General features: G+C 36.9%; 31 protein-coding genes and 1 pseudogene. 8 read left to right on the top strand and 24 right to left on the bottom strand.

Going from position 1 to position 26,299, the window contains the following annotated elements:
• The 6 genes from MHH73_RS04740 to MHH73_RS04715 all read right to left on the bottom strand — a co-directional run bounded on the left by MHH73_RS04740 (nt 1) and on the right by MHH73_RS04715 (nt 4,309).
• A complete protein-coding gene (locus tag MHH73_RS04740) occupies nt 1–798 on the bottom strand; it encodes an ABC transporter permease (RefSeq protein WP_191815325.1) in 798 nt (265 codons plus the stop codon).
• 111 nt (nt 799–909) lie between these two features.
• Nucleotides 910–1,899 (bottom strand): ABC transporter substrate-binding protein, encoded by a 990-nt coding sequence (locus MHH73_RS04735; RefSeq protein WP_191815327.1) that lies wholly within the window; start codon nt 1,897–1,899, stop codon nt 910–912.
• A gap of 29 nt (nt 1,900–1,928) precedes the next feature.
• A complete protein-coding gene (locus tag MHH73_RS04730; RefSeq protein ID WP_191815328.1) occupies nt 1,929–3,023 on the bottom strand; it encodes an iron-containing alcohol dehydrogenase family protein in 1,095 nt (364 codons plus the stop codon).
• A 269-nt stretch (nt 3,024–3,292) separates the two neighbouring features.
• The gene (locus MHH73_RS04725) at nt 3,293–3,688 is read right to left on the bottom strand and encodes a hypothetical protein (RefSeq protein WP_341065115.1); all 396 of its coding nucleotides are present in this window, start codon (nt 3,686–3,688) and stop codon (nt 3,293–3,295) included.
• Between the two features lie 54 nt (nt 3,689–3,742).
• Complete coding sequence (locus MHH73_RS04720) at nt 3,743–3,892, bottom strand: hypothetical protein (RefSeq protein ID WP_341065113.1); 150 nt, start codon at nt 3,890–3,892, stop codon at nt 3,743–3,745.
• A 3-nt stretch (nt 3,893–3,895) separates the two neighbouring features.
• Nucleotides 3,896–4,309 carry a hypothetical protein gene (locus tag MHH73_RS04715; protein WP_341065111.1) on the bottom strand — a complete coding sequence of 138 codons (414 nt, stop codon included), beginning with the start codon at nt 4,307–4,309 and terminating at the stop codon, nt 3,896–3,898.
• 362 nt (nt 4,310–4,671) lie between these two features.
• Between MHH73_RS04715 and MHH73_RS04710 the strand changes: the two genes are divergently transcribed.
• The gene (locus MHH73_RS04710; protein WP_341065109.1) at nt 4,672–5,559 is read left to right on the top strand and encodes a carbohydrate kinase family protein; all 888 of its coding nucleotides are present in this window, start codon (nt 4,672–4,674) and stop codon (nt 5,557–5,559) included.
• A 321-nt stretch (nt 5,560–5,880) separates the two neighbouring features.
• On the opposite strand, the gene MHH73_RS04705 is transcribed toward MHH73_RS04710, so the two are convergent.
• From MHH73_RS04705 to MHH73_RS04670, 8 genes are all read right to left on the bottom strand, one after another.
• Nucleotides 5,881–6,657, bottom strand: coding sequence for a sulfite exporter TauE/SafE family protein (locus MHH73_RS04705; RefSeq protein ID WP_191815334.1), 777 nt, complete (start codon nt 6,655–6,657; stop codon nt 5,881–5,883).
• Between the two features lie 68 nt (nt 6,658–6,725).
• On the bottom strand, nt 6,726–7,853 hold the full coding sequence (locus MHH73_RS04700; protein WP_341065106.1) for an MBL fold metallo-hydrolase: 1,128 nt from the start codon (nt 7,851–7,853) through the stop codon (nt 6,726–6,728).
• 69 nt (nt 7,854–7,922) lie between these two features.
• On the bottom strand, nt 7,923–8,492 hold the full coding sequence (locus MHH73_RS04695) for a sulfurtransferase TusA family protein (protein ID WP_341065103.1): 570 nt from the start codon (nt 8,490–8,492) through the stop codon (nt 7,923–7,925).
• A gap of 50 nt (nt 8,493–8,542) precedes the next feature.
• Nucleotides 8,543–8,839 (bottom strand): rhodanese-like domain-containing protein, encoded by a 297-nt coding sequence (locus MHH73_RS04690; RefSeq protein WP_341065100.1) that lies wholly within the window; start codon nt 8,837–8,839, stop codon nt 8,543–8,545.
• Between the two features lie 306 nt (nt 8,840–9,145).
• The gene (locus MHH73_RS04685) at nt 9,146–9,625 is read right to left on the bottom strand and encodes a DsrE/DsrF/DrsH-like family protein (RefSeq protein WP_191815342.1); all 480 of its coding nucleotides are present in this window, start codon (nt 9,623–9,625) and stop codon (nt 9,146–9,148) included.
• Nucleotides 9,626–9,638: 13 nt separating this feature from the next.
• Nucleotides 9,639–9,866: a sulfurtransferase TusA family protein gene (locus MHH73_RS04680; protein WP_191815344.1), complete on the bottom strand. Its 228-nt coding sequence runs from the start codon at nt 9,864–9,866 to the stop codon at nt 9,639–9,641.
• A 78-nt stretch (nt 9,867–9,944) separates the two neighbouring features.
• Nucleotides 9,945–10,202, bottom strand: coding sequence for a metal-sensitive transcriptional regulator (locus tag MHH73_RS04675; RefSeq protein WP_191815346.1), 258 nt, complete (start codon nt 10,200–10,202; stop codon nt 9,945–9,947).
• A gap of 367 nt (nt 10,203–10,569) precedes the next feature.
• A complete protein-coding gene (locus MHH73_RS04670; RefSeq protein ID WP_191815348.1) occupies nt 10,570–11,454 on the bottom strand; it encodes an AraC family transcriptional regulator in 885 nt (294 codons plus the stop codon).
• 231 nt (nt 11,455–11,685) lie between these two features.
• Between MHH73_RS04670 and MHH73_RS04665 the strand changes: the two genes are divergently transcribed.
• From MHH73_RS04665 to MHH73_RS04645, 5 genes are all read left to right on the top strand, one after another.
• Entirely contained in the window at nt 11,686–12,195 is a 510-nt protein-coding gene (locus MHH73_RS04665) for a DUF4178 domain-containing protein (protein ID WP_341065095.1), read from the top strand.
• Between the two features lie 32 nt (nt 12,196–12,227).
• Entirely contained in the window at nt 12,228–12,893 is a 666-nt protein-coding gene (locus MHH73_RS04660) for a PspA/IM30 family protein (protein WP_191815352.1), read from the top strand.
• 74 nt (nt 12,894–12,967) lie between these two features.
• Nucleotides 12,968–13,567 (top strand): DUF4247 domain-containing protein, encoded by a 600-nt coding sequence (locus MHH73_RS04655; RefSeq protein ID WP_341065090.1) that lies wholly within the window; start codon nt 12,968–12,970, stop codon nt 13,565–13,567.
• A gap of 27 nt (nt 13,568–13,594) precedes the next feature.
• Nucleotides 13,595–13,990, top strand: a complete 396-nt coding sequence (locus tag MHH73_RS04650) for a DUF350 domain-containing protein (protein ID WP_341065087.1) — start codon at nt 13,595–13,597, stop codon at nt 13,988–13,990.
• 37 nt (nt 13,991–14,027) lie between these two features.
• Nucleotides 14,028–15,617, top strand: coding sequence for a polyamine aminopropyltransferase (locus tag MHH73_RS04645; protein WP_341065084.1), 1,590 nt, complete (start codon nt 14,028–14,030; stop codon nt 15,615–15,617).
• A gap of 280 nt (nt 15,618–15,897) precedes the next feature.
• Here the strand turns inward: MHH73_RS04645 and MHH73_RS04640 are convergent, their stop codons facing one another.
• Nucleotides 15,898–16,461 carry a DNA-3-methyladenine glycosylase I gene (locus tag MHH73_RS04640; protein WP_191815360.1) on the bottom strand — a complete coding sequence of 188 codons (564 nt, stop codon included), beginning with the start codon at nt 16,459–16,461 and terminating at the stop codon, nt 15,898–15,900.
• Nucleotides 16,462–16,712: 251 nt separating this feature from the next.
• On the opposite strand from MHH73_RS04640, the gene MHH73_RS04635 reads away from it, so the two are divergent.
• Nucleotides 16,713–17,093 (top strand): hypothetical protein, encoded by a 381-nt coding sequence (locus MHH73_RS04635; protein ID WP_191815362.1) that lies wholly within the window; start codon nt 16,713–16,715, stop codon nt 17,091–17,093.
• 61 nt (nt 17,094–17,154) lie between these two features.
• Here MHH73_RS04635 and MHH73_RS04630 read toward each other — a convergent pair whose 3' ends face one another.
• Entirely contained in the window at nt 17,155–17,793 is a 639-nt protein-coding gene (locus MHH73_RS04630; protein ID WP_191815365.1) for an O-methyltransferase, read from the bottom strand.
• A complete protein-coding gene (locus tag MHH73_RS04625) occupies nt 17,780–18,100 on the bottom strand; it encodes a hypothetical protein (protein WP_341065075.1) in 321 nt (106 codons plus the stop codon). The genes MHH73_RS04630 and MHH73_RS04625 overlap by 14 nt, the downstream gene beginning before the upstream one ends.
• Before the next feature lie 170 nt (nt 18,101–18,270).
• Here MHH73_RS04625 and MHH73_RS04620 point away from each other — a divergent pair, with 170 nt between their 5' ends.
• Nucleotides 18,271–19,086, top strand: coding sequence for an STAS domain-containing protein (locus tag MHH73_RS04620; protein ID WP_191815369.1), 816 nt, complete (start codon nt 18,271–18,273; stop codon nt 19,084–19,086).
• A 651-nt stretch (nt 19,087–19,737) separates the two neighbouring features.
• Here the strand turns inward: MHH73_RS04620 and MHH73_RS04615 are convergent.
• The 7 genes and pseudogenes from MHH73_RS04615 to MHH73_RS04585 form a co-directional block, all read right to left on the bottom strand.
• Nucleotides 19,738–20,991 (bottom strand): acyl-CoA thioesterase/bile acid-CoA:amino acid N-acyltransferase family protein, encoded by a 1,254-nt coding sequence (locus MHH73_RS04615; protein ID WP_341065071.1) that lies wholly within the window; start codon nt 20,989–20,991, stop codon nt 19,738–19,740.
• Between the two features lie 8 nt (nt 20,992–20,999).
• On the bottom strand, nt 21,000–21,206 hold the full coding sequence (locus MHH73_RS04610) for a hypothetical protein (RefSeq protein WP_341065068.1): 207 nt from the start codon (nt 21,204–21,206) through the stop codon (nt 21,000–21,002).
• Nucleotides 21,207–21,733: 527 nt separating this feature from the next.
• Entirely contained in the window at nt 21,734–21,919 is a 186-nt protein-coding gene (locus MHH73_RS04605; RefSeq protein ID WP_341065066.1) for a hypothetical protein, read from the bottom strand.
• Between the two features lie 1,246 nt (nt 21,920–23,165).
• A pseudogene (locus MHH73_RS04600) lies at nt 23,166–23,291 on the bottom strand (group II intron maturase-specific domain-containing protein); the annotation flags it as partial.
• Between the two features lie 119 nt (nt 23,292–23,410).
• The gene (locus tag MHH73_RS04595; protein WP_341065063.1) at nt 23,411–24,058 is read right to left on the bottom strand and encodes a cupin domain-containing protein; all 648 of its coding nucleotides are present in this window, start codon (nt 24,056–24,058) and stop codon (nt 23,411–23,413) included.
• 772 nt (nt 24,059–24,830) lie between these two features.
• Nucleotides 24,831–25,421 (bottom strand): ankyrin repeat domain-containing protein, encoded by a 591-nt coding sequence (locus MHH73_RS04590; protein ID WP_341065061.1) that lies wholly within the window; start codon nt 25,419–25,421, stop codon nt 24,831–24,833.
• A 41-nt stretch (nt 25,422–25,462) separates the two neighbouring features.
• Nucleotides 25,463–26,284 (bottom strand): SPL family radical SAM protein, encoded by an 822-nt coding sequence (locus tag MHH73_RS04585; RefSeq protein ID WP_341065059.1) that lies wholly within the window; start codon nt 26,282–26,284, stop codon nt 25,463–25,465.
• Nucleotides 26,285–26,299 lie beyond the last annotated feature (15 nt).

Below are 26,299 nucleotides of genomic sequence, written 5' to 3'. Positions count from 1 at the left end.
TTACAATCCTTCCTTTCTCATCCATGAAAAAGATTTACGGTAAATCCATTTAAAGATGAGGTCAGTCAATAACCCTAATAACCCAATAATCAGAATCCCAACAATAATTTTATCAGGTTGTAGGAATCTTGATGCCTGCATAATCATATAGCCAATTCCACTCGAAGCCCCTACAATCTCTGCAACGACTAAATAAGTCCATGCCCATCCAAATGTAATTCTTAATGTATCAACAATCCCTGGCATGGTTGCCGGGAGTATCACTCTTGTAAACACTTGTAGCTTCGATGCACCCAATGTATAAGAAACATCAATCAAATCATTATGCACATTCTTTGTAACATCCATAATCATTAACGTTAATTGAAAGAATGTCCCTAAAAATATGACACTCATTTTTTGCGTTTCACCAAGACCAATCCATAAGATCAATAATGGAATAAATGCTGAAGCTGGCATATAACGAATAAAACCAATCAGCGGCTCAAATGCGCCTTGCATAATTCTTAGAGAACCCATCAATATCCCAAGTGGTACACCGATTAAGGCTGCCACTAAGAAACCGACTAATACCCTTGAAAAACTAATGCCTATATCTGATAGAAGATTTCCATTGGCAAATAAATCTATTCCTGTTGTTAATACCGCCGTAGGTGTTGGCAAAAACAACGGGTTAACGAGCCCCGTATAAGTAATTCCTGCCCATATCCCTAATACAATAAGAAAAATAATAATGCCGACTGATGAATAAAGGGACTTTGGAATTTCTTTATTCGGGGTTAATAATTTTCCTAACATTTTTTCTCACCCATTTTCTTTTTTTTCCTCTTTCAACCAATTACCAGAAATAAAAATAACCTGAGCCTAACCGCTGACTGCTTGCGGTTAGGCTCCGAATGATTCATATCATTACTTGATAAAAGTAGGGTTAATAATATCTTCTGCAGCTGGTTCAGCTGTAATAATCTCTTGCTCTTTATAGAACTTTGCCGCATTTTCTGTTGATTGGTAAATGTCGCCTTTAGCGTCTTCTGTACCGAATAATTGCTTATTCGCCTCTTTATCCAAGAACTTTAATCCTTCAGCTGTTGCAGCAAATTCTTCAACATCAATTTTTAAACCTTTAGCCATGATTTCATTCGCTTCATCTTCGTTTTCTTTCCAGTAGTCCATTGCTTGACCCATTGCCGTTACAAATGCTTGGACATCTTCTGGACGTTCTTCAATGACTTTTTCCGTAAAACTAACTGTATCAACAATAATACCAGGAAGATCTTTCGTTGTTAGTAGCACTTTACCGTTTGCTTCAGAACCGTTTGATAACCAAGGCTCCCAGGTAACGGCTGCGTCTACTTTACCTGCCGCAAATGCCGCTCCTGCATCCCCAGCAGACATTGGTACAACTTCAACATCTTTTTCCGTTAAGCCTCCATCTTGTAATGCCGTTAAAGCTAACATATGACTTGTAGATCCGACTTCAAAAGCAACTTTCTTGCCTTTTAAGTCACTCACTTCATTCATGTCATCTTTCACTAAAATCCCGTCTCCGCCGTAAGAATCATCCAATAACCATACAACATTTAAAGGAATATCTGATGCAGCTAATGATACTTGTACATCAAGTGCAGTTGCCATTCCATCGATTTGTCCGCTTGCTAGAGCTTGTTTTCTTTCTCCAAGACCTTCAACAATTGAAAGTTCAACATCAATACCATTCTCTTCAAAGTAGCCTTTTTCCTTTGCTAAAAATAGTGGTCCATAACCTGTCCACGTTGGTAAAGTAACTTTTAATGGTTCTTTGTTTTCTCCAGATCCTTCCTCAGATTCACTTGATCCACCACAAGCTGCTAATGTCACAGCAAGGACCATCATTGTGATTGCGAATAACCATTTTTTCATGACTCATCTTCCCCCATTAACCAGTCTATTTATTTGTTTAACATGTCTTTTCCATATTGATCTGCCTGCCTAACAGCTGTGATTACCATATCTGGTGTAACCACAAACGGCATATTCGCCATATCTTCAATAGTCACTGAAACGTCTCCAAGTTCCTGCCACTGTGATCGAGACAACTCAGGCACATTCATTTGCTGTAGTGTATATGGTAGATTCACTTTTTGATAGTAAGAAATCAACTCTTTGATTTCACTTTCTTCCTCATTTTCCATTGCTAGCATCGCTAAAATGCCGAAAGCAACAATTTCACCATGATACGTTTCATGTATTTCCGGGAAAATCGTCAACCCGGAGTAGATGGCATGTGCACCTGCTGTTCGACAATCATCTCCCCCATACCCACTCACACTTCCACTGATTAACAGAATCGCATCAATCATATCCTCAAGCTCAGGTGACAATTCCTTTTTTTTCATAGATGCAACTGATTGCTCCCCTATTGCTAACATCGTTTTGTATAACTGATTAGCAATAGCAATCGCTGTTTGGTTCCTAGCATTAGGTGTTGCTTTTTTAACTGAAGTCTTCGTTTCAAACCACTTAGCTAGCGTATCACCAATGCCAGCAATCAAATATCGTACAGGTGAGTGCAATATTACTGTTGAGTCAACAACAACCATTTCTGGCACCTTTGCATCTCGACTAATGGCAAGAAATTCACCTTGATCACTATATGTAATCCAAATAGGAGTCGTTGCTGCGCATGTCGCTGCAATCGTCGGGAGTGCAACAAGAGGTTTATTTACATGCGCGGCTACCGCCTTAACAGTATCAATCGCTTTCCCCCCGCCACATGCAAGGATGACATCATAATCGATTGTACTGAGCTCTTCTATTAATCTCTCAACATTTTCTCTAGAAGATTCTCCACCGTACCAAATGGAAGCAGCTAGTGTCATTCTCTCATTATTCAAACTTTCTCTTACATGTCCTTCCACTATTTCACGACTCTTTATCCCACCAATAAGGACGGCTTTTTCTCCATATTTCTTCACGTACCCGCCAATTTTCATAAGTGCATTTGGCTCTCTTATATACTCCGGTGTACCAACAGTTATTTTCATTAGAAAGAACCCTCTCTATCCAATTGCATAGATATGAATATTTATTAATTTTATTTAATCAATATACGACTTTCCACCTAAGCTGTCAATGGAAAATTCCAGATTTCATCCTGATAAAAATTGCTGTAACAGTTAGTTGTTATTAAATAGAAATAAAGTAAATTTTCTAAGTACGTATAAAGATAAGTTTTTGAAAATAAAGAAGATGGAAGGAGGATGACGTTTGGCTGATTGATAGGGGGATGTTGCTTATATCTTAGAGGTCTTTTCTATTTGCTTTGGTACTCACTTTTGATTGCGTTGCTTATATCCTCATACTTTCTTCTATTTGCTTTGATACTCGCTTTTGCTTTGCTTATATCCTCAAGTTTTCTTCTATTTGCTTCGATACTCGCTTTTGCTTTGCTTATATCCTCAAGTTTTCTTCTATTTGCTTCGATACTCGCTTTTGCTTTGCTTATATCCTCAAGTTTTCTTCTATTTGCTTCGATACTCGCTTTTGCATTGCTTATATCCTCATACTTTCTTCTATTTGCTTTGGTACTCGCTTTTGCGTTGCTTATATCCTCATACTTTCTTCTATTTGCTTCGATACTCGCTTTTGCGTTGCTTATATCCTCATACTTTCTTCTATTTGCTTTGATACTCGCTTTTGCTTTGCTCACATCCTCATACTTTCTTCTATTTGCTTTGGTACTCGCTTTTGCGTTGCTTATATCCTACAGCTTTCTTCTATTTGCTTCGATACTCGCTTTTACATTGCTTATATCCTCATACTTTCTTCTATTTGCTTTGGTACTCGCTTTTGCGTTGCTTATATCCTCATACTTTCTTCTATTTGCTTCGATACTCGCTTTTGCGTTGCTCACATCCTACAGCTTTCTTCTATTTGCTTCGATACTCGCTTTTACATTGCTTATATCCTCATACTTTCTTCTATTTGCTTCGATACTCGCTTTTGCGTTGCTTATATTCTCATACTTTCTTCTATTTGCTTTGATACTCGCTTCTGCATTGCTTATATCCTCATGATTTTTTCTATTTGCTTCGATACTCGCTTTTGCTTTGCTTATATCCTTCAACTTTCTTCTATCTGCTTCGATACTCGCTTTTGCTTTGCTTATATCCTCATACTTTCTTCTATTTGCTTCGATACTCGCTTTTGCTTTGCTTATATCCTCATGATTTTTTCTATTTGCCTCGATACTCGCTTTTGCTTTGCTTATATCCTCATGATTTTTTCTATTTGCTTCGATACTCGCTTTTACATTGCTTACATCCTTCAACTTTCTTCTATTTGCTTCGATACTCGCTTTTACATTGCTTATATCCTCATGATTTTTCTATTTGCTTCGATACTCGCTTTTGCTTTGCTTATTTCCTCATACTTTCTTCTATTTGCATCGATACTCGCATTTACGTTGCTCACATCCTCCACCTTTTTTCTATTTGCTTTGTTACTTCCTTTTACGTTCTACACCTAGTGAAGACGCTACTTCTTTTATAAAAAACAAAAAAGAGCGACCATTCATAGTCGCTTTGTGCTAGTTAAGTATTATAAATGCAGAGGCTATTGTTGATATTGGAAGGATGAAGGGACAATTTTATAGTATAATCAGCCTTATCAAAAATGATGGGAGACTTGATTGTGAAAAATAAAGGTGTGATTTCTTTCGGTGAAGTAATCATGGACCAAATTATTTCACCTAATAGCCAATCAATCATGAAAGTAGGAGGAGCAACCGCCAATGTAGCCATCCGTCTCGCCAGAAAAAGTATTCCTACCTTTTATATGACGAAAATCGGTACTGATGAGCATAGTCAATATGCCAAACAGCAATTAGAGAATGAAGGCATCGACCTGTCTGGGACCATTACGTCAATGAATAAAAGGCTATGTATAGTATCAATTGTGCAGGTGGATGGGGAGCGTGAATTTCTATCTTATGAAAACGACACCCCTCAGATATGGTTAGAAGCAGATGAGTTGAATGAAAGCATCTATCAAAAATCGCATATCTCCTATTTCGGTTCAGGTACGCTTTTTCATGATATAGCAAAGGAGACAAGCTTTAAAGCACTTGAATTAGCAAAAAAATATCAGCATTTCATCGTGATGGATGCGAATATCCGTTTAAAGAGATGGAAGAATGAAAATGAATGTAGAAAGACGATCAATTCCTTTTTAAAAGAGGCAGATCTAATCAAAATGACGGAGGAAGAGCTGTTATTTCTTTGTAAAGCTAAAGATTATAGAACAGCATTACAACAGGTTACTTCATGGCCTAATCAGTGGATAATGATTACAAGGGGGCATTTAGGTGCAACGTTACTTCATAAAGAGAAGAGTATAACCGTTGAAGCACCTACCGTAGATGTAGTTGACACAACTGGAGCAGGAGATGCCTTCTTATCGAGTATTTTGCACGATATTTACCATCATGGGATTCCATCAGATGAGCAGGAATGGAAAAATGTACTGCTTCGAGCAAACACAGAAGGAGCACATACTGTTGCTATTTTCGGCGCTTATTAAAAACAAGGGCAATCATAAGCTGAAGCGCAGTTGGTAATGCCGCTTCAGCTATATTGAACTTGGATGATGAGGGAGGATAGCGACTATTTTCACTTTTCATTCTGACATTTACAAACACATCAACCTTTTCCTTTACCTTGAGACATCTTCCAAATGAATATATAGAGGATGCGTTCCTGATATGAAATAACAAGTGTTGGTTCGTTATATTTCACTTTTGCCACGCCCTCAGTTTCTACTTTTCCTTCGAATGAGCAGAATCCCTATTCAATCTCAATTTCCATTCTGAAAGCAGTGATTCATCGGCTCATCACTTCCTTTTTAAAAAATATCTACCCATATTTTCACCGCTGTGGCTAGTATTAGTAATGCGAGAATCATTTGCAGTACTTTTGTATTCATCTTCTTACCTGCCATTGCACCTAATGGTGAAGCAATTAAACTAGCAATAACCATGATGAATGCCGGATAGTAGTCAACTTGCCCAGTAGTGACTTTCCCAACAGTTGCACCAATCGATGAGATTAAGGTGATAGCAAGAGAAGAAGCAATCGTCATTTTTGTTGGGATTCTTAATACAGTTAACATAATCGGAACTAATAAAAAGGCACCTGCAGCCCCAACAATCCCTGCTGCCACACCGACGACAAGCGCAAGAGTTGCCGCTACCCATTTATTAAAAGTCACTTGATCAAATGGGATATCATCTAATCCCTTTTTAGGAATAAACATCATAACCGCTGCAATCAAAGCAAGTATCCCGTATACGAGATTAATGCCACCTTCTGACATGAGTTTCGATCCATAACCACCTATAAAACTACCTATTAAAATACTAGCCCCCATATAAATGATTAATGTTTTATTCAAATATCCACCTTTACGATAGGCCCAAACCCCGCCAATCGTTGCGAAGAAAACTTGGACAGCACTAATACCTGACACTTCATGCGCAGTAAAAGTCGCGACACCTAATATTGGTGGGATATATAATAGCATCGGATATTTAATGATAGAACCACCGATACCAAGTAATCCTGATAAGTAAGAGCCAATAAAACCAATTAAAAATATCGTCACAATAAATGCTAAATCCATTATGCTCATCTCCTTAATGCTGACCTAAAAAAGGGACCAGTCTCCGGTCCCTCTATATGAATATTTCTTTATCTTACTGCACAGCGATTGGGTCCAATCTCCATTTCTCTTTGTTTATCATTATCTGGAGTGATTTGCCCCCTATTTGTTTGACGTATTTCTTGATACGCATTGGGTTGCGGTGGGAGATTTTCGGTGACAAGCTTTCTAAATTCACTTTCATCTTCCATATTTAACCCATGGTTCTGTTTAAAAAGTACGCCTAACTCCTCGGCCACACTGCCGTCATCATTCAATTCATCAATCAACATAAAGTGGGCAGGTAAAACGATTAGTTCACTTGACAGCTCTTTATAACGCTTATATAAACTCTCACGTAAATCTCCAACCCAGTCATCTGCCAGCCCAGCTAAATCGGGCCTACCAATAGAATCAATAAACAAAATATCACCTGTTAATAAATACTGTTCATCTACGACAAATGAAGTCGATCCAATGGTATGTCCCGGTGAATAAAGGGCATGAATATTGATTGATGTTTCTCCAATTTTCACTTCATTACCATCTTCTAGTTTTGCATAGTTGAATGTTACTTCCTCTGCATCTTTCGGTGGTAACCAATAAACAGCGTCCACCTTTGCTGCAATGTCACGTCCACCCGAAATATGGTCTGCATGTAAATGCGTGTCAAAAACATGCATGATTTTCACCTTTTTTTCGTTGGCAAAATCAAGATACACGTCTATCATTCTCGTTGCGTCGATGATCGCTGCTTCACCATCTGAAATGATCATATAAGAAAGACAGCCTTTACCCATACGGACGAATTGATACATTTCTCCTCCTGTACTCAAGTCCCCTACTTTAACAGGCTCTAAATGCTCACTCCATGCTTTCATTCCACCTTCTAAATAACTGACTTCCATCCCTTCACCTGATAACATCTCCGCCACCATTATAGAAGAACCTTCTTTCGCACAAACAACTAAGATAGCTTGATCTTTAGGAAGCTGCTCAATGATTCCTTCTACACCGTCTAATAGTTCAAAATATGGGATATTCAAGTAGTTAAAATGATGACCTTCTACTTTCCAATCTTGAAAATCAGCTTCATTACGCACATCTAGAATAAATAATGGCTCTTTATTAACTACCATCTTTGCTAATTCGCTTGCTTTCATTTTATTAACAGACATCTCTATACCCCCGTTGGTATTTTTTTATTTCAAAATTTTTTATGTTACAAACCATCATTCATTTAATATTTAGATTCCCTCAACTTTCCCATTCCAACTATTCATACCTGGCACAACATTGACTGCTTTAAATTCCTTACTTTCTAAAAGTTGTGCTGCCATATCACTTCGGTTACCGCTACGGCAAATAACATAAATAGGCTCATCTTGATTAAGTTTATTTAGCTCTTGCTGCAAACGTCCAAAAGGCACAGATAACGCACCAGGTATGTGACCAAAGGCATACTCTGCTTCTTCTCGAACATCTAGAATTTGCATAGACTCCCCGTTAGCGATTTTCTCTTCCAGCTCATCATTTTTAATTACATGTGGATGGTGCCGTTCTGGTTGTTCCTCATAATCAGAAGCCTTACGGAGATAATGCTTTAGTACTTCTTCTTCCTCAACAGTACCTAGATATTGATGTCCTGTACTTTCAGACCAAGCTTTAAGGTCAGCTTTAGACCCTTTGTCAGTTGCTAAAATTTCCATTACTTGCCCTGCCTCTAATTCCTTCATCGCCTTTTTTGTCCGGACAATTGGCATCGGACAAGCTAACCCTTTTGCATCGACTGTTTGATTTGCTTTAATTTCATTCATCTTTGGCCCTCCTCATATACCTACATGGGTATAATTAAATGTAAAAAAATTTATTCTACCTTCCCATCCCATGCAAGCATTCCACCTGACATGTTCTTAACTCTATAACCATGTTGTTCTAGTAAAGCTGTTGCTTGCCCACTTCTTGCCCCTGAACGACAAACCATTATATAATCCTTTGATTTATTTAATTCATGCATTCGGAACGCCAATAATCGTAATGGTATATGAATGGCTGAAGGAATTTTTCCTTGTTTTACTTCTTCCACTTCTCTCACATCCACAATGCTAACATCATGGTTGTTTTGCAATATGTCTTTAACACTTTCTGGTGATACTTGAATCATAATAAAACTCCTTTCTTACCAGACATTCATCCTGCTTTTTATATTTTTAATTTTTTTATGTGCTACTTTCCTACTTCTCATACCACTTTGGCAAGTGACTACTACTTCTTTGTCTTATTTTCATTCACAGCCTAATCCTTCAATTTTGAAGGGAATATTTTTGGAATGAAGGAATAGATCTACCTTTAACTCTGACTGAGTTCGAAATCCCTATCTTTTAGCACCATTCTTAAATTACTGTTGAAATCTGCTTAAACCTTTTCTGAACTGTAAGAATGAAGACACTCCATTTCATCCCCCTATTGATTAGATAAATAAATTCACATTCCCATCTTCAGCATCTGCTAAATAAGCAGCTACACCTGCATATTCAATACCGTCTAATAGTTCCTCCTGTTGTAACCCCAACAAATCCATTGTCATTGTACAAGCAACCAGGTTGATATCTTGTTCTTGTGCCATTTCAATTAAATGAGGGAGAGGGACTGCATGATGTTTTTTCATCACATTTTTAATTAATTTTGGACCGATACCTGCAAAGTTCATATTAGATAGCCCCATGTTATCGGCACCTCTAGGCATCATTTTTGCAAACATCTTTTCCATAAAACCTTTTTTTACTTTTACTAACTCTTCTTTTCTTAAAGCATTTAATCCCCAAAAAGTGTGAAAAATGGTTACTTCATGATCGTAAGCTGCTGCACCATTAGCAATAATATAAGCAGCCATCGCTTTATCATAGTCCCCACTAAATAAGATAATGGTTGTTTTTTTCTTTTCTACCATAATAGCCTCCTTCTTACCCCTTTTTAATCCAAAATGTAAAAACATTATTTTCTTCAATATGATCGAGTAATTCATGGCCACCAGATTTAGCCCATGCTGTTAAATCACTTTTTGCTCCTTTATCTGTTGCGTGAATTTCTAAAACCTCACCACTTTGCATTTCATTTATTGCCTTTTTCGTTTTTACAATCGGCATTGGACACGCCAACCCTTTGGCATCTAATACTTTGTTTGCGTTCATTATTATTTCCTCCTTTTGTATATACATGTACCCCTATGGGTATAATAAAAGATAAAAAAATATATTGTCAAGAGAACTTTATCTACTTTTTACTAACAGCGATACAGCCTCTTTTATCAATTCTTCATTACTTGATCCTTCAGTCCCATTTTGTACACATTCAACTAAATGATTGCTGACGATTAAACCAATCGTCCGATCTGCTGCAGAACGAACAGCTGAGAGTTGCGTTACAATTTCCCGACAGTCTTTATTATCTTCCATCATTTTTACGATACCGCGTAATTGTCCTTCCATTCTTTTTACACGGTTGATCACTTGCCGACTATATTTCATTATGCCTCCCTCCTTACACAACTCATCATATACCCCTATAGGTATAATGTCAAATAGAAGTATTAGCTAATCGATTAAAATTGCCCAGCTTTTTATACCATCTTCATAGTGCCACCATTCATTCTCATCCGAGAGATTCCCTTTAAAGAGTCATCTTTAAGCATCTTAAAGAGTCCTAATTCACCAATAGTAAATTAGGACATACACATTCTACTTATTAAGGGCGTAGATTAAATTTACAATCCCCCATAGTCATTTCATCTTCTTTCTTTGTTGATCCAAACTTTACCCAGAAAATTCTCATAATGCTTGAGCATGTGCCAGCTTCATCTTTCTCATCCTATGTGATCAGTATTCACTAGAAATATTATACAGAATTTTTCTGTGTCACAGGTATCCAAATAGCGGTTTTTACTTGATCAGCAGACAAGTCTTTAGTTTGGATAGATACGATTTCAGGTCCTTCAAGTTGTTGGTAGTTGGTTGAAGGGAACCATTCTGCGTATATTCTTCCCCAAGTTTCTTGTAATGTCTGTGGAAATGGGCCGATTGTTTCAAAAATTGCCCATTCCATAGCTGGCACTTCAAGTGCTGAATATCCTTCCACTCTATTTGAGGTAGAAGCAACACCAATATAATGATCGAGCTCTCCTTTTTCTTCCATTCTTCCTTCAGAAAAATTGGTTGAGGCTTGTATGATTCCATTTGGCTCAACATTTGATAAGTTTAATAGCTGTTGAATTTTTTTCTTATCTAGTTGATGCCACATTTCTGTAATTGCTGGATTTACTCCCTTAAATACAATTGGTACTCTTTTTTGTAATCCGATAATCCAAAATGCTTCTTTTTTTACGATATGATAATCCATTTCTACTCCCCCCTGTATGATTAATTGGAAGGTCATCTTAGGAAAAACTTTTAAAACATGTTCGTTATGTCTTACCATGCTTGGAGTAACTCCATGAAATGAATAAAATGCTCTAGAAAAGGCATCAGCAGAACGATATCCATATTTTACAGCGATATCTATTACTTTCAGATTTACATAATCTTGTATATCTATTGCCGCTAAAGTTAAACGTCTTTTTCTTAAATACTCAGATAAGGGCATACCCGCTAAGAAAGAAAAAGTTCTTTTAAAATGATAAACTGAACAACCAGCTACCCTAGCCATCTCTTTTTCATTGATTTCTTCTGTTAAATTTTTTTCGATGTAAGCTAACGCATCATTTAACCCTTTCAATTGATTCATTATCTGACCTCCCATAAATATAGAATAGCAATAGATACTAAGTATGGTCCGACAATCCTTGCACTTATATTATCGGGAAGAGGAAAACCCAATTTATTGACTCTACTATACGCAACACCTATCATTGATGACAAATGTGTTTTTTTCATTTCATAAAAAAAAAATGAAACTTTTTCACCAATGTATCGTATGTATGAATTGTGGTAAACAGAAAGAAGTAGAGGTGAATACATGAGTTTTTTCTCAAAATTATTCGGACAGAAGAAAAGTGATGAAAAACCATTAGAAAAACGAAATATGTTTAATTTACAACAAGATGATATCGTCACTTACAATTTTGAAGATTATCGTGTAGTCGGAAAAATTAATTATAATGATCACGGCTTCAAATGGCATGCTTATCAACTTTCTGGCATTAATGAAACTTTATGGCTTAGTGTTGAAATGGATGATGAACTTTATCTTGGAATGTATAAAAAAATAAAACTCCCCCTTAAAGAGCCCATCGCCAAAGAAATAGAGTATGATGGGATAATTTACTTTTTAGACGAAAAAGGCGCTGCAAAAGTAACCGGTGCAGGTCGTAGTGAGAATTTATCAGGTCTTACATGCCATTACTTTGATTTTGCGGACGAAGAGGAAGAAAACTTTCTCTCAATTGAAAAATGGGGCAGTGAATTGGAAGTAAGTAAGGGATATACCATTGAGGAGTACGAATTAAAAATTATTGCAGGTAGCTAAATACTGCATAAAATATATGGAGGTTGACTATTTTGTTTAAATTTTTTAAAAGAATGAAGACAGTTGTAGAATCTGAATTAAATGCAGCATTGGACAAAGCGGAAGATCCAGTAAAGATGCTTGATCAATATATGAGAGACATGGCAGAAGATATAAGAGAAGTAGAAACTTCAGTAGCCAAACAAATCGCTAATGAAAAAATGTTACAAAAGAAATATACCGAAGCACAGAGTATGGTAGACAAACGCGGTGAACAAGCAATAAAAGCTGTGGAAGCTGGTAATGATGATCTTGCAAGACGTGCGTTAGAAGACAAGAAAGCACATCAACAAAAAGCAGATACACTAAAAGAAGCCTATGTTTCTGCACAAAATGATTCGATGATGCTGCGCACAAAACTTGATGAAATGAAAAATGAGTATCAAGAGATGGAGCTGAAGAAAGATAGCTTAAAAGCGAGAGCAGAATCTGCTAAAACACGTACTAAAATGAACCGCACACTATCAAATATCGGTAATGGCACATCTAAACAAGGTTTCGAGCGGATGGAAGAGAAAGTTCTACAATACGAAGCGGAAGCAGAAACCAGCGAAGATTTACGTCAATCTAATCGTAGCCTTGATGATGAATTCGCGGCACTAGAGAAAAATGATGTCGATGATGAACTGGCAGCATTGAAGAAAAAACTTGGTAAGTAAGTTTTTTATCCTAGCCATCTGGAGAAAACTCTCTTCAGATGGCTAACCAATGATAATAAAAAGAAGGTGAAAAAATGAAAAAATCACTTTTCTTTGTGCTGATTTCTTTTACCCTCATGCTCACCGCATGTGGGAGTGGTACACAAACAAGCGGTTCAACTACATTTAATCATGGGATTGCAGCATTTATTAATGATCATTATACCTTTTATGATGTGATTAGTAGTCAAGATAACACCTCTGATCTTTCTGAAATTTACATAGCTGAAGATCAAACGATTGACCAAGTGGTTGTCGAATTAAAAGGATATCAGGAACCAACAAACATAAGTGAAAAGCATGATATGAAACAAGTGCTCGTTTATGATGATTTATTTGTGATTGTGACAGAGGACGAAAATGATACAAATAATTCAGCTATCGAAGTGGCATCACAAGGATTTGTGCGAGATAATTATCAACCATCATTCTTTAATGGATTGTTCGCTGTTTGGATGCTTAATAACCTTTTAGGATCAGATAATTGGGTCAATAAGAGACAAAACGAATGTCAATATAGAGAAGATTGTTATGGGGGATATTACGCCTCTGGAGGTTATTATAAAAATAGTGATAACACACGTTCCATCCGCTCATCAACCGTACGTGGTGGCGGTCCTGGTTCAGGGAAATAATTAGTTAGCTAGAAAAGGAGAAATGATATGGAACCATTTATTTTAACACTTATATACTTTCTCATTGCTGTTGCCATCATTTTAATTGGCGTCGTTGTATTTGAGTTATTAACAACAAAATATAAAGATTGGGATGAAATTTTAAACGCTAACCATGCTGTCGCCTTATCAGTTGGCGGAAAAATTGTCGGTATCTCCATTGTACTTGCTTTCTCTATTTATAATAGTGGTACCATTTTAGATACCGTTATATGGGGATTAGTGGGGATTCTTCTACAAATGGTCGCTTATTTCCTATTTGAACTATTCACACGCAAATTCTCAGTGGAAGAACAATTGAAAAAGGGAAATATTTCAGTAGCCATTATTAGCATGTGCGTCTCCATCGGTTTAGGATTTATAATCGGTGCTTCCATTACTTAATGAAGTATAGCAGTATGCAATCGACTAATGCCGTCGATTGCTTTTTTTACAGAAGAAAACAAGGGAGTCCTCCTTTATGAATGATTTAAGTTTAAACAAAAGTAAAGCCATTTACTGGGCATCTGGTATTGTTTCTATTTGTGGTATTATCTTTGAAGTATTATTCGGAGCAGCTGGCTCCTATCTTCTTGGAGACGGTGTAAAACAGTATACGCTCACCATTTCCTTATTTTTAACAGGAATGGGAGTCGGTGCTGCATTAAGCGAAAAAGTCACCAAAAATTTAATTCTTTCCTTCGTTTGGATTGAGTATGCCATCGGTATTCTTGGTGGATTTTCGATATTCATTCTTTTCGGCGTGACCGCTTTCTTAAGCTCTGGCATGGATGCATTCTTTTTATATTTCATTACACTCGTTGTTGGTGCCTTAACTGGAGTTGAACTACCTATTCTGATTAGGAAAGCAAACGAAATTGGTATTACGGTGCAAAAGAGCACAGCTAAAGTTCTTTTTTCAGATTATGCTGGTGGATTAATTGGCGGATTACTTTTTGTCTATTTATTACGTCCTCAGTTTGGACTTGTTAAAACCGCCTTTTTAGTGGCGATTATCAACGTAGTTGTCGCTCTATGGGTATTATTTTATTTCAAAACAGAAATCAAACACTATAGACGCCATGCCACATCTGGATTTATCATCCTCTTCGTTCTCATACTTGGTGTCCTTTTTGGCGAAAAAACTGCCTTTTTATTTGAACAAAAACTATATCAAGATCCGATTATTTATCATACGCAAACAGATTATCAACAAGTGATTCTCACAAAAGAACAAGGCGATTTACGTTTGTTTTTGGACGGGCAATTACAGTTTAGTTCAAATGATGAATACCGTTATCATGAAACCCTAGTTCACACTGCCGTAGCAACAGCTGAAAACCAAAAAGATATCCTCATACTAGGCGGAGGAGATGGCTTAGCCTTACGTGAACTGCAAAAATATGACCAAATTGAAACAATGACATTGGTTGATCTCGATCCTATAGTCACTGATTTAGGTAAAAATCATCATGAACTCACTGTGCTGAATAACAACGCATTTGAAGATGACCGCGTTAAGATTGTTAACAAAGATGCTTTCCAGTATATGAAGGAAGATGATACATTTTACGATATCATACTTGTGGATTTACCTGATCCCAACAATGAATCACTTAATAAACTATACACACTAGAATTTTATCAGCTATTGCGCAACCATCTGCTTCCTGGTGGCTCAATGATGGTTCAAGCAACAAGCCCTACTTTTGCCACTGAAGTGTATTGGTCAATTAATGAAACCATCAAAGCATCAGAACTATATACGGAGAACTTCCACGTTGATATCCCAAGTTTTGGCGACTGGGGGTTTGTCCTAGCAAAGCGGGAGCCCATCTCACTTGAAGATGTTGATATTTCTATTGATACAAAGTTTTTAACGAATGAGGTATTACAAGGACTCACCGCTTTTGGAAAAGATATCGATGAGGAAATGATAGACAGTAAAGGCATCCATATTGAGCCAGAAGTAAACACATTGATTCATCCAACCTTAATCGAGAAATATGAACGAGCTTGGAAGAGCTATTAAAATAGGATATCCTAACAAATCACTCACTCTACCTTTTTTTCATATGAAAGGGATAAACGTTGCTTGAATGATTACGGAAATTATATTCTCATATATATTTTTTTGTTCGTTCAAGCAATTATTATTGTTGGCTTATATCAGAAAGGTGCGTTTTCTCTTTGCATGACTAATTTTGTATTCCTATTCCTGATTGATTCAGTAGCAACAATATATAGAGAATGAGCCGGTTGTTCACATTTTCGTTAAGATTACTAGAAAAGGAATGACAGTCGTCATCCCTTTATTTCCCTACTGCTTCATAGCATATACATTTAGTCACATGATCATTAACCATTCCCACAGCCTGCATAAAACTATATATAGTTATAGGGCCTACAAATTTAAATCCCTTCTTTTTTAAATCTTTACTTAGCTGGTTAGATAATTCCGTTTGTGCTGGGACCTGATCTTCGGACTGCCACTCATTCTGATAAGGTACATGATTAACAAAGCTCCAAATGTACGCTGCAAAGCTACCGTATGTTTTTTGAACTTCCAACAAAACGCGCGCATTATTTCTAACTGATTGTAGTTTAGCTAAATGCTTAATCACACCATGATTCTCTTTAATAGCTATTAGGTCGGCATCTGTTAAACTCGCACAATATTCAATATCAAAGTGATGGAACGCCTCTCTATAGCTATCTCTTTTAGATAGAACAATCTGCCAAGATAGCCCTGCCTGCGCACCTTCCAATGAAAGCATTTCAAATAAATAGCGATCATCTTTACTAGGAATCCCCCATTCTTTATCATGATAAGTCTGCAATAATTGATTGCTATTGGACCAAGAACATCTATACATATGTATGCCTCACTTTTTTTCTTTGACTATAACATTGTTTAATGGTTAATGCATGTATAAGAAAGACAAGATTATTTTACTAAAATATAATTCCAACTTTATACCCTCAATCAAAAGAGGCGTAAGGTTAGGGAGCTCATCCTAGTCGATAAAGCAAGCATGATAACATGCGATTCGTCATATTCACCATAAAATACTGATAGGATAAACAGGAAATTATTTTACAATCCGAATAGAAAAGAGGAATGGCGATGAGTAAAGTAAAAGCTTCTCTTTGTGCATTATTAGTTATTTGTCTTATCCCTATTACTGCTACGGCTAGTAGTGGATGGGATTATTTAGGTGAACAGAGTTTATCAAGTAACGGAGCAGAAAGTGAGGTTTATGCTTCTACTGGTGGTGACTATATGATTTGCCGGGATAACTATGTTGGGCCAAAAGGAAAAGTGAAAGTAGAGTTATGGGAGTACGATCCCGAAAGCTATAATGATTATGTCGGCTACCGCAATATTGCAAGGGGAGAATGCGGGATTTTCCGTAGTATCGGTAAGTTTGTTGACGGAGGAAATGAAGCAGAATTTTTCGCTAAATCTCGTACCAATAGTAATATTCATTTGATTTTTTACGATTAATAAGTAAAAAGTGCGCGCCGGCTTACGAGATAAGAAGCTGGTGAGCACTTTTATCTATAGGTTATTTTTTCACCCTTGAAATGGTTAAGCCATCACCTATTGGGATTAATGTAGACTCTAGTTGAGGATGACTAGCGACTATTTGATTAAATCTCTTCATATATTCCGTGTAACGTTTAGGCTCACTACCTTCTTCCGCTACACTTCCATTTGCAAGTACATTATCACAAACAATTAATGCACCATCCTTTGCAAGCTTTATACAAGCATTTAAATAATTTTCATAGTTTTCTTTATCGGCATCAATAAAGAAGAAATCAAATTGCCTCCGTTCCTCTTTAAGCACTGCTAAACTTGTAAGAGCTGGGCCAACGATATAAGAAACTTGCTCACTAAACCCTGCTTTAGCTAGATTGCCAGCAGCTAATTCGGCATAGCTTTCTTCAATTTCTAATGATGTAAGTTCCCCTGACTTCCCAAATCCTCGCGCTAAACAAATGCCACTGTATCCACCGAGTGCACCAATTTCGAGAACATTCTTTGCTCCTGATGTTGATACGAGCAATGTTAAAAGCTTCCCTGTAGAAGGAGAAACAGAAATGGCTCTCATCCCGTTTTCATTAATGGATTTAAGTACCTCCTCTAGCTGCTCATCGGATTGGTAAAACACCTTATCAATATATCGATTAATTTCTTTCATGCTCATCCCCCTTTACCCTATTCAGTTCTGTCTCATTCGCCAATACGTGCAAATGAAAATGATTGATGTATTCTTCAATAATCATTTCTAATGCTTTCAACTCTCCCACTAATATAGGATTAATGGTCTGCAATTCTGGTGATGTTAATTGTTTCTTCAAAATCGATTCCTTGAGCCTTAAACTCTCTAAAAAACTGAGCGCTCGTCCTCTACGAAATGTTTTAGCTCCCTCTTTATGTGGGTGGTTTCTTTTCCCCCTTCGTTCACCTCTCGGATGATCCCCGGTTTCACTTTGTTTATCTTTCACTATCTCACCACCTTCGCATATTACAATTGTATACAAACGTATACAATTAAGTCAATCTAGATTATATTGGTGACTATCGATAGCTGCTGAATGTTCACTTACCTTTTTCTTGAGTCATCCCTCTCACACATGCTACCATTAAAAGTGACATAAATTGGAGGCTGTGACTATTGACAATAGAAATCGAAGAACACTTACAGCAAATAACGGAAAGAATCCTTGTCCAAAAATCTTTATTAGCAGAAAAACGACATATAGCAGCTAAACACTCCTATTCAAATAAAATACAAACGGATATCAAACTTTGGCGAGAAAAGTTAATAAATATTTATGCTCAATCTATCTCAACATCCGAAGAGCACACTTTTGAAACCTTACAAGAGTGGGGGAAAGAAACGGTTAACCTATGGGCAAATCTTCATTTAAATCTTGAAACTGCAATTGAGGAAGTAAGATACTATCGATCACTCATCGGTGAAATCATCAAGCAAACGGCCAATGATTTCGCTCTAAGTATTGATGTATTTTACAATATCATTTCTAAATTTGATGCTGTGGTGGATCGCGCTGTTTATTGGCTGAGTATGTCGTACTCGAAACAGTTTAATCAGCGAATCCTTAGTGCAGAATCTGCAGCCGAAGAACTTTCAATTCCCGTTGTAAGAATTACTGAAAAACTCGGGGTCATCCCTTTGATTGGTATTATGGATACAAATCGTGCACAAAAACTGATGCATGTCTCAATAACGTCTGCTTCTAATCTTGAATTAGACCATATCATCTTTGATTTATCAGGCGTACCCATTATTGACACGATGGTCGCCAAGCAATTATTCGATGTAATCAAAGCACTTCAATTAGTCGGCATTTCAGCGAAAATCTCAGGTATCCGCCCAGAAATCGCTCAAACAATGGTTTCACTTGGCGTTAGTTTTAAAGTAAAAACCTACTCTAGTCTTCACCTCGCTGTAAAGGAACTCCAATAAAATGAGAAAGGGAGGGGCAAACTTTGGCACCCTCCTTCTTTTATAAATATGTAAAAAATCTTTGACCCAATTTTTCACTCTCCAAAAACAATTTATTAATTTAGTCCCTTATCCAAGCAACAGAATTAAGAGAAAATATGTATATTGGATAGACAAAAAAGCCTGCAAGAATAAATAATCCTGTAGAGGGATTAGGGCTGTCTGCAGAATAAGTAATAGGAAACAAGACGCTGTTTACATAAGAGAAAACAACTAGATAAGGAAGCCACAGAAGAAGCGACCAATAATGAATCTTTCTCTTTTCAAACCATTTAAGAATAAGAAAAATAAGCCATACTGTGATAGCAATAAAGCCGATCAAAATAGCACTTATAATAATGACATTCATTGTTCTAGTTACAAAACCTAATAACCGTGCAAATCGATAAACGTTTGCCATTAGTGTTATTGGAAGATAAAATACCAGAGCTATACAGAAGCTAATGACATTTATACGGAAAAAGTTTTGCAAGAATTGCACTCCTTTTCTGTAAATAATAAATGTATATTACCAATATATTTCAATAAATAATGTTCCCAATACAATAAACACACAAGGATTCCGCCCCTTCAGCCACTGGCTAAGTCAACTCAAACCGACAACCCTATTGATTATTTATCCCCCAGTTTTTTCGCGAAACTTCTCCTAAGAAAATCGATTGTTTCTTCCCATGAGTGCACGCTCGCTTTTGCTGTTTGTGCTTTTGTACCACCGGTAAAGCTATTGGCTACAATCGGTAAATACGGTATCCCGATTTCATGGCCTGCTGCTTCATAAAAATGTTTTTGGATATTTTCATTTGTACATACATCATGAAAAACAGAAGAACGAAAATTAGCGTCTTCTTTTCCAGATATCAATAAGTATTCCTTTTTGGTTTCTTCGATAGGGATAATGGCTTTATTTAGTTCATACAAACAATCGTACCAGTACGATAATGGATTCCCTCCTTTCATCCATTGTGCCCTACAATAGGATGCTACCTCTACAGGGTTTTCTTTAGAGGCATATGGTAAGGCTTGTCTGCGAAAATTCCAAGCAGGCGGTAACGTTCTTGCTTCAGACCATGGCACAATGCCTGCAAAAGAAACGGCTGAACCATTAAGAGAGACAGCTGCTGTGATGTCATCAAACAAGACAGCCGACCATAAAGCTAGTTCACCACCCCTTGATGTTCCATGGATTCCTATCCAGTTCGGATGAGCATCGTTTCTATTCGTCAACCAAATAATTGCATTTTCAATGCGTTCTAGAGGGACCTCTACCAATCTGTCATTTAATCCTACTTCACCAAAATAAGCTAAAGCCAACGTATTAAAACCATATGAAGTTAATGCACTCGCAGTAAAATCGTTTGTCCCCCCTTCAGAACCTGAAACGACTATAATGGAAGGCTTTACTTTATGATCCCGATGATAATAATATCTCCCGATTAAGCCATCACTATTGATTGGGATACTGTCCACTTTTTCATCTCTATACCATTTCTTCACTATTATTTTCTTATCTAAACAAATATTATTTCTATAAAGAGAAATTTCATATTCATGAGGATTTAATCTTATGTACGGCTCGCTTTTATTTTCTGTTTGTTCTTCTATTTGCATCGACCAAAAAAGACCCATTGCGTCCGTTTCTGTATAAGTGCCTTCATATGGCTTTGCGGTTGCTAAGTCAATTTTTCCATGTTCATCTGCAATAAATTGAGCATAAGAAACTCTTTTAATGAGCTTATTCTTCGTTACTGCATGCCTAATAAGCTCTACTTTATACCGCTTACCACTTTGTAAGGGATAGAAGCTTAAATGAAGTGGCTCAGCAATCATTGAAATCCAGCGATTGTTTTTTTCATGAATAATAGTCATCTCTTAACCTACTTTTCGATATTTTGTTGCTTCATTTCTTCTTCAATCGAACGAACTATCTCTTTCAACTCTGTTATTTCCGTCTTCATTTCTTGCTGCTCTTGGACTTTCGGACGGATAAACATTCGATAAAGTAAGGAAACGCCCCAATACACCATGTATAAACTAATAGCAATTACAAGTAATGGAATTGCTATTGGAATAAGACTCTCCATCTTTTTATACACTTCCTTTTGATTTTATAAGTAGTAGTCGTGCAATTATGTTCTATGAAAATAGCTTTAACATTTGAGGATAAATAAAGAGTATACAAATAATGCTCAACAGAAAAGTCGCTTTTCTAATATTAATGACTACTTTTTTCATTTAGTAATTATTGTTTACTATACCATAATTTACATCATGTTTTATGGAGTCATTTGTAATTTTTTAGGAATCCTTGAAGATAAAATGACAACAAAGAGGATATCGTTACGTTTCTAATATATGCCTGAATAACTTTCTATAGTGGCTATGTTTTTTTGTTACTCCTCATCCCATCAAAATATTACTAATTGGCTGCGTTATTCACTTTTTCGTTGCTTATATCCTCAAGCCTTTTTCTATTTGCTTTAATACTTCCTTTTGCGTTGCTCATATCCTCAAGATTTCTTCTATTGGCTTGGATAATTCCTTTTGCGTTGCTTATATCCTCAAACTTTCTCCTATTGGCTTCGATACTTCCTTTTGCGTTGCTTATATACTAAAGCTTTCTTCTATTTGCTTCGATACTCGCTTTTGCGTTGCTTATATCCTCAAGATTTCCTCTATTTGCTTCGATACTCCCTTTTGCGTTGCTTATACCCTTAATCTTTCTTCTATTTGCCTTGATACTTCTTTTTACGATGCTTATATCCTCAAGATTTCCTCTATTTACTTTAATACTCACTTTTGCGTTGCTTATATCCTCAAGATTTCCTCTATTTGCTTGGATACTCGCTTTTGCGTTACTTATATCCTCAAGCTTCTCCTATTTGCTTCGTTACTTCCTTTTGCGTTGCTTATATCCTCAAGATTTCTCCTATTTGCTTGGATACTCGCTTTTGCGTTGCTTATATCCTAAAGCTTTCTCCTATTTGCTTCGATACTTCCTTTTGCGTTGCTTATATACTAAAGCTTTCTTCTATTTGCTTCGATACTAACTTTTGCGTTGCTTATACCCTAAAGCTTTCTCCTATTTGCTTCGATACTTCCTTTTGCGTTGCTTATACCCTCAAGATTTCCTCTATTTGCCTTGATACTTCTTTTTACGATGCTTATATCCTCAAACTTTCTCCTATTTGCTTCGATACTTCCTTTTGCGTTGCTTATACCCTCAAGATTTCCTCTATTTGCCTTGATACTTCTTTTTACGATGCTTATATCCTCAAACTTTCTCCTATTTGCTTCGATACTCCCTTTTGCGTTGCTTATATACTAAAGCTTTCTTCTATTTGCTTCAATACTCCCTTTTGCGTTGCTCATATCCTCAACCTTTCTTCTATTTGCTTCGATACTCACTTTTGCGTTGCTTATATCCTCAAGATTTCCTCTATTTGCTTGGATACTCGCTTTTGCGTTGCTTATATCCTCAAGCTTCTCCTATTTGCTTCGATACTCACTTTTGCGTTGCTTATACCCTCAAGATTTCCTCTATTTGCTTGGATACTCGCTTTTGCGTTGCTCATATACTAAAGCTTTCTTCTATTGGCTTCGATACTCCCTTTCGCGTTGCTCATATACTAAAGCTTTCTTCTATTGGCTTCGATACTCACTTTTGCGTTGCTTATACCCTTAATCTTACTTCTATTTGCTTGGATACTTCCTTTTACGTCGCTTATATCCTCAACCTTTCTTCTATTGGCTTCGATACTTCCTTTTACATTGCTTATATCCTCATACTTTCTTCTATTTGCTTTGATACTAACTTTTGCGTTGCTTACATCCCCAATCTTTCTTTAATCAGCCCCAATACCTCCTTTTGCATTGCTTACTTTAACTCTTAAATCCGATTTGTCATTTCCACTCTGCTCATTTCTTTCCTTAGTAAAGACGCTACTTCTTTTAAAAATAATCGAGTAGGAGGGAGTGATTAACTCCCGACCTCTCACACCACCGTACGTACGGTTCCGTATACGGCGGTTCAATTAAGATAATTAACGCAAAGTTTCATAACGACCTTGTAGACTTTTAAGCCCTTGGTTACTCCAATAAGAGTTTCCAAGGGTTTTGTGTAATATTGGACTGTTCGAGATACGCCAATAACCTTTTCGGCTATTTCCCTATTCGTATGTTATTTGTACAACTTCCTTTTGATTGTATTCTTGCCTATAGGCTAATACTTTGTCATATCAATCCAAAATAAAAAAGCTGCCTCAGCAGGCAGCTAATTCTAAAAGCTTCAATCATATGGTTGATACTGAATAGGGTGAAATTGTTTTTGTTGAGTATGTTGAGTTTGAGAATTAGGTTTGTAATAGTGTTGATGAGGATTATGATGTTGGGTTGTTTGTCGTTGACAATCCGCCGATGGGCCAATGATTACTGTGTTAGTAATAGGTGAAATCGCTTCTTCCCATTTATCCTGATCAAGACAATAGTTATCAGACATCACTTTACTTGGAGTTAATCGCAATATATCTGAGCCATATATAGCTTGAGGATAAGGAGCATCAAAAATAGCTAATAAATGCGTGTTATCATCAGTCGCTACCTCATAATGCCAAAAACCTTGAGGGACATTTGCTACTTGCCCTGGTTTAATTAGGATATTTTTCAACTCATTCGTAAAGGGATTAATAAAGGAAACGACCGCAGAACCACTCACACAATAGACCAGTTCTGAAGCATTTTGATGAATATGAGGTTCTACATATTTCTCTTTACTAAGAAAAATATCTAACATTGACACATTCCCAAGCGTGTTTAGCTGATCTCTCCCTAAAGCATTAATATAGTTCTGGTTGTCCCTTTTGAAAAGTTGGTTATTTCGTAAGTCATACATATATTGGTTATTAGGTGATTGATAATCTATATATGATACAGCCATACCATTCACTCGCCTTCCTTAGATCTCATTCGCTTTAGTATATGGTTTGGGCTGTGAGAGGTGAAGACTTTTTATTTTACGATTCGATTCCAAGGAAATTCTCTAGAATCAAGTATCATAAGGTATTTGAAGTTTCTCATTCTACAATGAAAAAGCTTGGTTATTATAAGGAGCATGATCACTTAATACATCCCACTTTCCGTTATCAGTCGTCAATACAGCGTACCGTTCGGTTAGCCTAAAACTATACCCTAAGAAACCCAGATTAAGGATATGTCTGTTCATCACCTTTGAAAAGATGGTAAGAACGATGATGCCTATGGATCATCATCTCTTCCTATCTATCATTGTATACCTTCTCTATATTAGAAAGTGAAGACTCAACAATCGAGCCAAACGATCACCTGCTATTTCCATCAACTCTCTGCCTTTTCTAATGACCTAATGAATTAAAAACCCCAGTGATGTCTTCCTCTATCCATCATGAAAGAGAGTTTAACTCGGGAATAAATGATGGTTGCACATGTGAAAGTAACCATTGATGAGGTCAAAAATGCAGATGACTTCTTAGATAAGCTTGTCTATTGGCTAAGACTAAGATCGCCTCATCATAATCCCCATTGACCATAAAAAATATCCTTACTAGAAAAATATCTAATTACTATTCGTACTTTCTAATCGCAGGAAAAATAAATAAAACTGACACCTTTTGAGGAGTCAGCTTATCGTTTAATTTTATATTTCTACAATTTTAAGAGAGTAATTGACTAACTTACTTTTTCACCTTTTCCAAAATCTCAACTATCTCCTGATACCCTCTATCCCTCGCATGCTGCAAAGGCGTTACCCCATCTTTGTCTGTAATCTTGATATCTGCGCCATGATCAATGAGCAATTGAACAATTTCTTGATGTGTTTTTCCACCATCACTTAAAATGATGGCCTCGAGTAATGCTGTCCAGTGCAAATCATTGATATGGTTCACATCTGTATCAGAATGTGTGAGCAGTTCCTTTACAACTTCAATATGGCCCCGTTCACATGCAGGTATAATGGCAATGCCTCCGTAGCGATTGGTGATTGTTGTATCGGCTCCTGCTTGGATAGCCAATTGAACAATTTGAAGTAGTCCTTCAGCACCTGCGTATAAAAGCACATTATCTAATCGTTTATTTCGAATATTAATATCTGCACCATGCACTATTAACACTTTCACAATCTCCACTTGATTTTGTTGCGTCGCTGCCATGACTGCTGTATTTCCATCTTCATCCTGGGCGTTTATATTGGCCCCAATTTTTAATAATGTTAATAAATGATCTTTTTCTCCCTCTCTAGCTGCCTTTATCAATTGTAAACTCACAATATCTAACCTCCATCTTTTTATATACGTAATGTTTATACTTATGATGGAGCAAATCCTGCTTGACTAATGTAGATTTGTTCTGGTGGAAAAACTTTTTTAAATCTTTCTTCTACACAAGCGATAGCAGACGGTTGATACCATTCTTGCAACCCTAATGCATGATACTTCTTTTCGATTCCTAAACGACTTGTCCGCTTTCCGCCACTGCCATCACCCATAAAATAATCATCGATACATACACGATTCACATATTCTTTTAATTTTAGCGGGAATTCCTCCCTGCTAGGCAGTATGGGGGCAATCGCTACTTGTGTGGGAATATTGGCCTCTGCTAGTTTTTTCAAGGCGTTCATTCTCGCCTGAATGGGTGGTGCTTCGGGTGAAAAATGCTTACGGATTTCCTCATCATCCGTTTCAATTGTCATACTAACACGTACTTTGTCTCCCAATTTTTTCAATAAATCAATATCTCTCGTGACGAGCGGGCTTCGTGTTTGAATAAGGAGGAAATCTGCTGGATTGCTGACAAAGACTTCTAAAAGCGACCTCGTGACTTCTTCTTTATACTCCACTGGTTGATATGGGTCCGTACTTGATGACATGAATATCGTGACGCTTCCTTTCTTCTTTTCCCTGTTCAATTCTTTGTCTAACAACAGAGCAGCTTCCTTTTTCACATCGACCCACTCACCCCATTCCCCTTTACGAAAAAGGGAAACAGGCATTTGCCTTACATAACAATAAGCACAGCCAAATGTACAGCCCGTATAAGGATTCAGTGTATGTGTGTAGCCTGAAAGATAGCCAGTTCCTTTATTGAGAATCGTCTTCGGTTGTTTATAAAGATACTCTTTTGTCATCTTCCGAACACCCCA

Origin of the sequence: Cytobacillus sp. FSL K6-0265, from assembly GCF_038003465.1 — a bacterium.
Lineage (GTDB): Bacteria > Bacillota > Bacilli > Bacillales > Cytobacillaceae > Cytobacillus > Cytobacillus stercorigallinarum.
This window is presented reverse-complemented; position numbering and strand designations above follow the sequence as displayed.

Excerpts from the sequence above, each read along its gene's own strand:
- MHH73_RS04630 (WP_191815365.1), bottom strand. The coding sequence starts at position 17,793 with ATGAAAGAAATTAATCGATATATTGATAAGGTGTTTTACCAATCCGAT.
- MHH73_RS04740 (WP_191815325.1), bottom strand. The coding sequence starts at position 798 with ATGTTAGGAAAATTATTAACCCCGAATAAAGAAATTCCAAAGTCCCTT.
- MHH73_RS04695 (WP_341065103.1), bottom strand. The coding sequence starts at position 8,492 with ATGAATGAAATTAAAGCAAATCAAACAGTCGATGCAAAAGGGTTAGCT.
- MHH73_RS04665 (WP_341065095.1), top strand. The coding sequence starts at position 11,686 with ATGAGTTTTTTCTCAAAATTATTCGGACAGAAGAAAAGTGATGAAAAA.
- MHH73_RS04690 (WP_341065100.1), bottom strand. The coding sequence starts at position 8,839 with ATGATTCAAGTATCACCAGAAAGTGTTAAAGACATATTGCAAAACAAC.
- MHH73_RS04705 (WP_191815334.1), bottom strand. The coding sequence starts at position 6,657 with ATGGATTTAGCATTTATTGTGACGATATTTTTAATTGGTTTTATTGGC.
- MHH73_RS04700 (WP_341065106.1), bottom strand. The coding sequence starts at position 7,853 with ATGTCTGTTAATAAAATGAAAGCAAGCGAATTAGCAAAGATGGTAGTT.
- MHH73_RS04735 (WP_191815327.1), bottom strand. The coding sequence starts at position 1,899 with ATGAAAAAATGGTTATTCGCAATCACAATGATGGTCCTTGCTGTGACA.
- MHH73_RS04585 (WP_341065059.1), bottom strand. The coding sequence starts at position 26,284 with ATGACAAAAGAGTATCTTTATAAACAACCGAAGACGATTCTCAATAAA.
- MHH73_RS04655 (WP_341065090.1), top strand. The coding sequence starts at position 12,968 with ATGAAAAAATCACTTTTCTTTGTGCTGATTTCTTTTACCCTCATGCTC.
- MHH73_RS04635 (WP_191815362.1), top strand. The coding sequence starts at position 16,713 with ATGAGTAAAGTAAAAGCTTCTCTTTGTGCATTATTAGTTATTTGTCTT.
- MHH73_RS04685 (WP_191815342.1), bottom strand. The coding sequence starts at position 9,625 with ATGGTAGAAAAGAAAAAAACAACCATTATCTTATTTAGTGGGGACTAT.
- MHH73_RS04650 (WP_341065087.1), top strand. The coding sequence starts at position 13,595 with ATGGAACCATTTATTTTAACACTTATATACTTTCTCATTGCTGTTGCC.
- MHH73_RS04680 (WP_191815344.1), bottom strand. The coding sequence starts at position 9,866 with ATGAACGCAAACAAAGTATTAGATGCCAAAGGGTTGGCGTGTCCAATG.
- MHH73_RS04595 (WP_341065063.1), bottom strand. The coding sequence starts at position 24,058 with ATGGCTGTATCATATATAGATTATCAATCACCTAATAACCAATATATG.
- MHH73_RS04610 (WP_341065068.1), bottom strand. The coding sequence starts at position 21,206 with ATGGAGAGTCTTATTCCAATAGCAATTCCATTACTTGTAATTGCTATT.
- MHH73_RS04615 (WP_341065071.1), bottom strand. The coding sequence starts at position 20,991 with ATGACTATTATTCATGAAAAAAACAATCGCTGGATTTCAATGATTGCT.
- MHH73_RS04670 (WP_191815348.1), bottom strand. The coding sequence starts at position 11,454 with ATGAATCAATTGAAAGGGTTAAATGATGCGTTAGCTTACATCGAAAAA.
- MHH73_RS04730 (WP_191815328.1), bottom strand. The coding sequence starts at position 3,023 with ATGAAAATAACTGTTGGTACACCGGAGTATATAAGAGAGCCAAATGCA.
- MHH73_RS04640 (WP_191815360.1), bottom strand. The coding sequence starts at position 16,461 with ATGTATAGATGTTCTTGGTCCAATAGCAATCAATTATTGCAGACTTAT.
- MHH73_RS04675 (WP_191815346.1), bottom strand. The coding sequence starts at position 10,202 with ATGAAATATAGTCGGCAAGTGATCAACCGTGTAAAAAGAATGGAAGGA.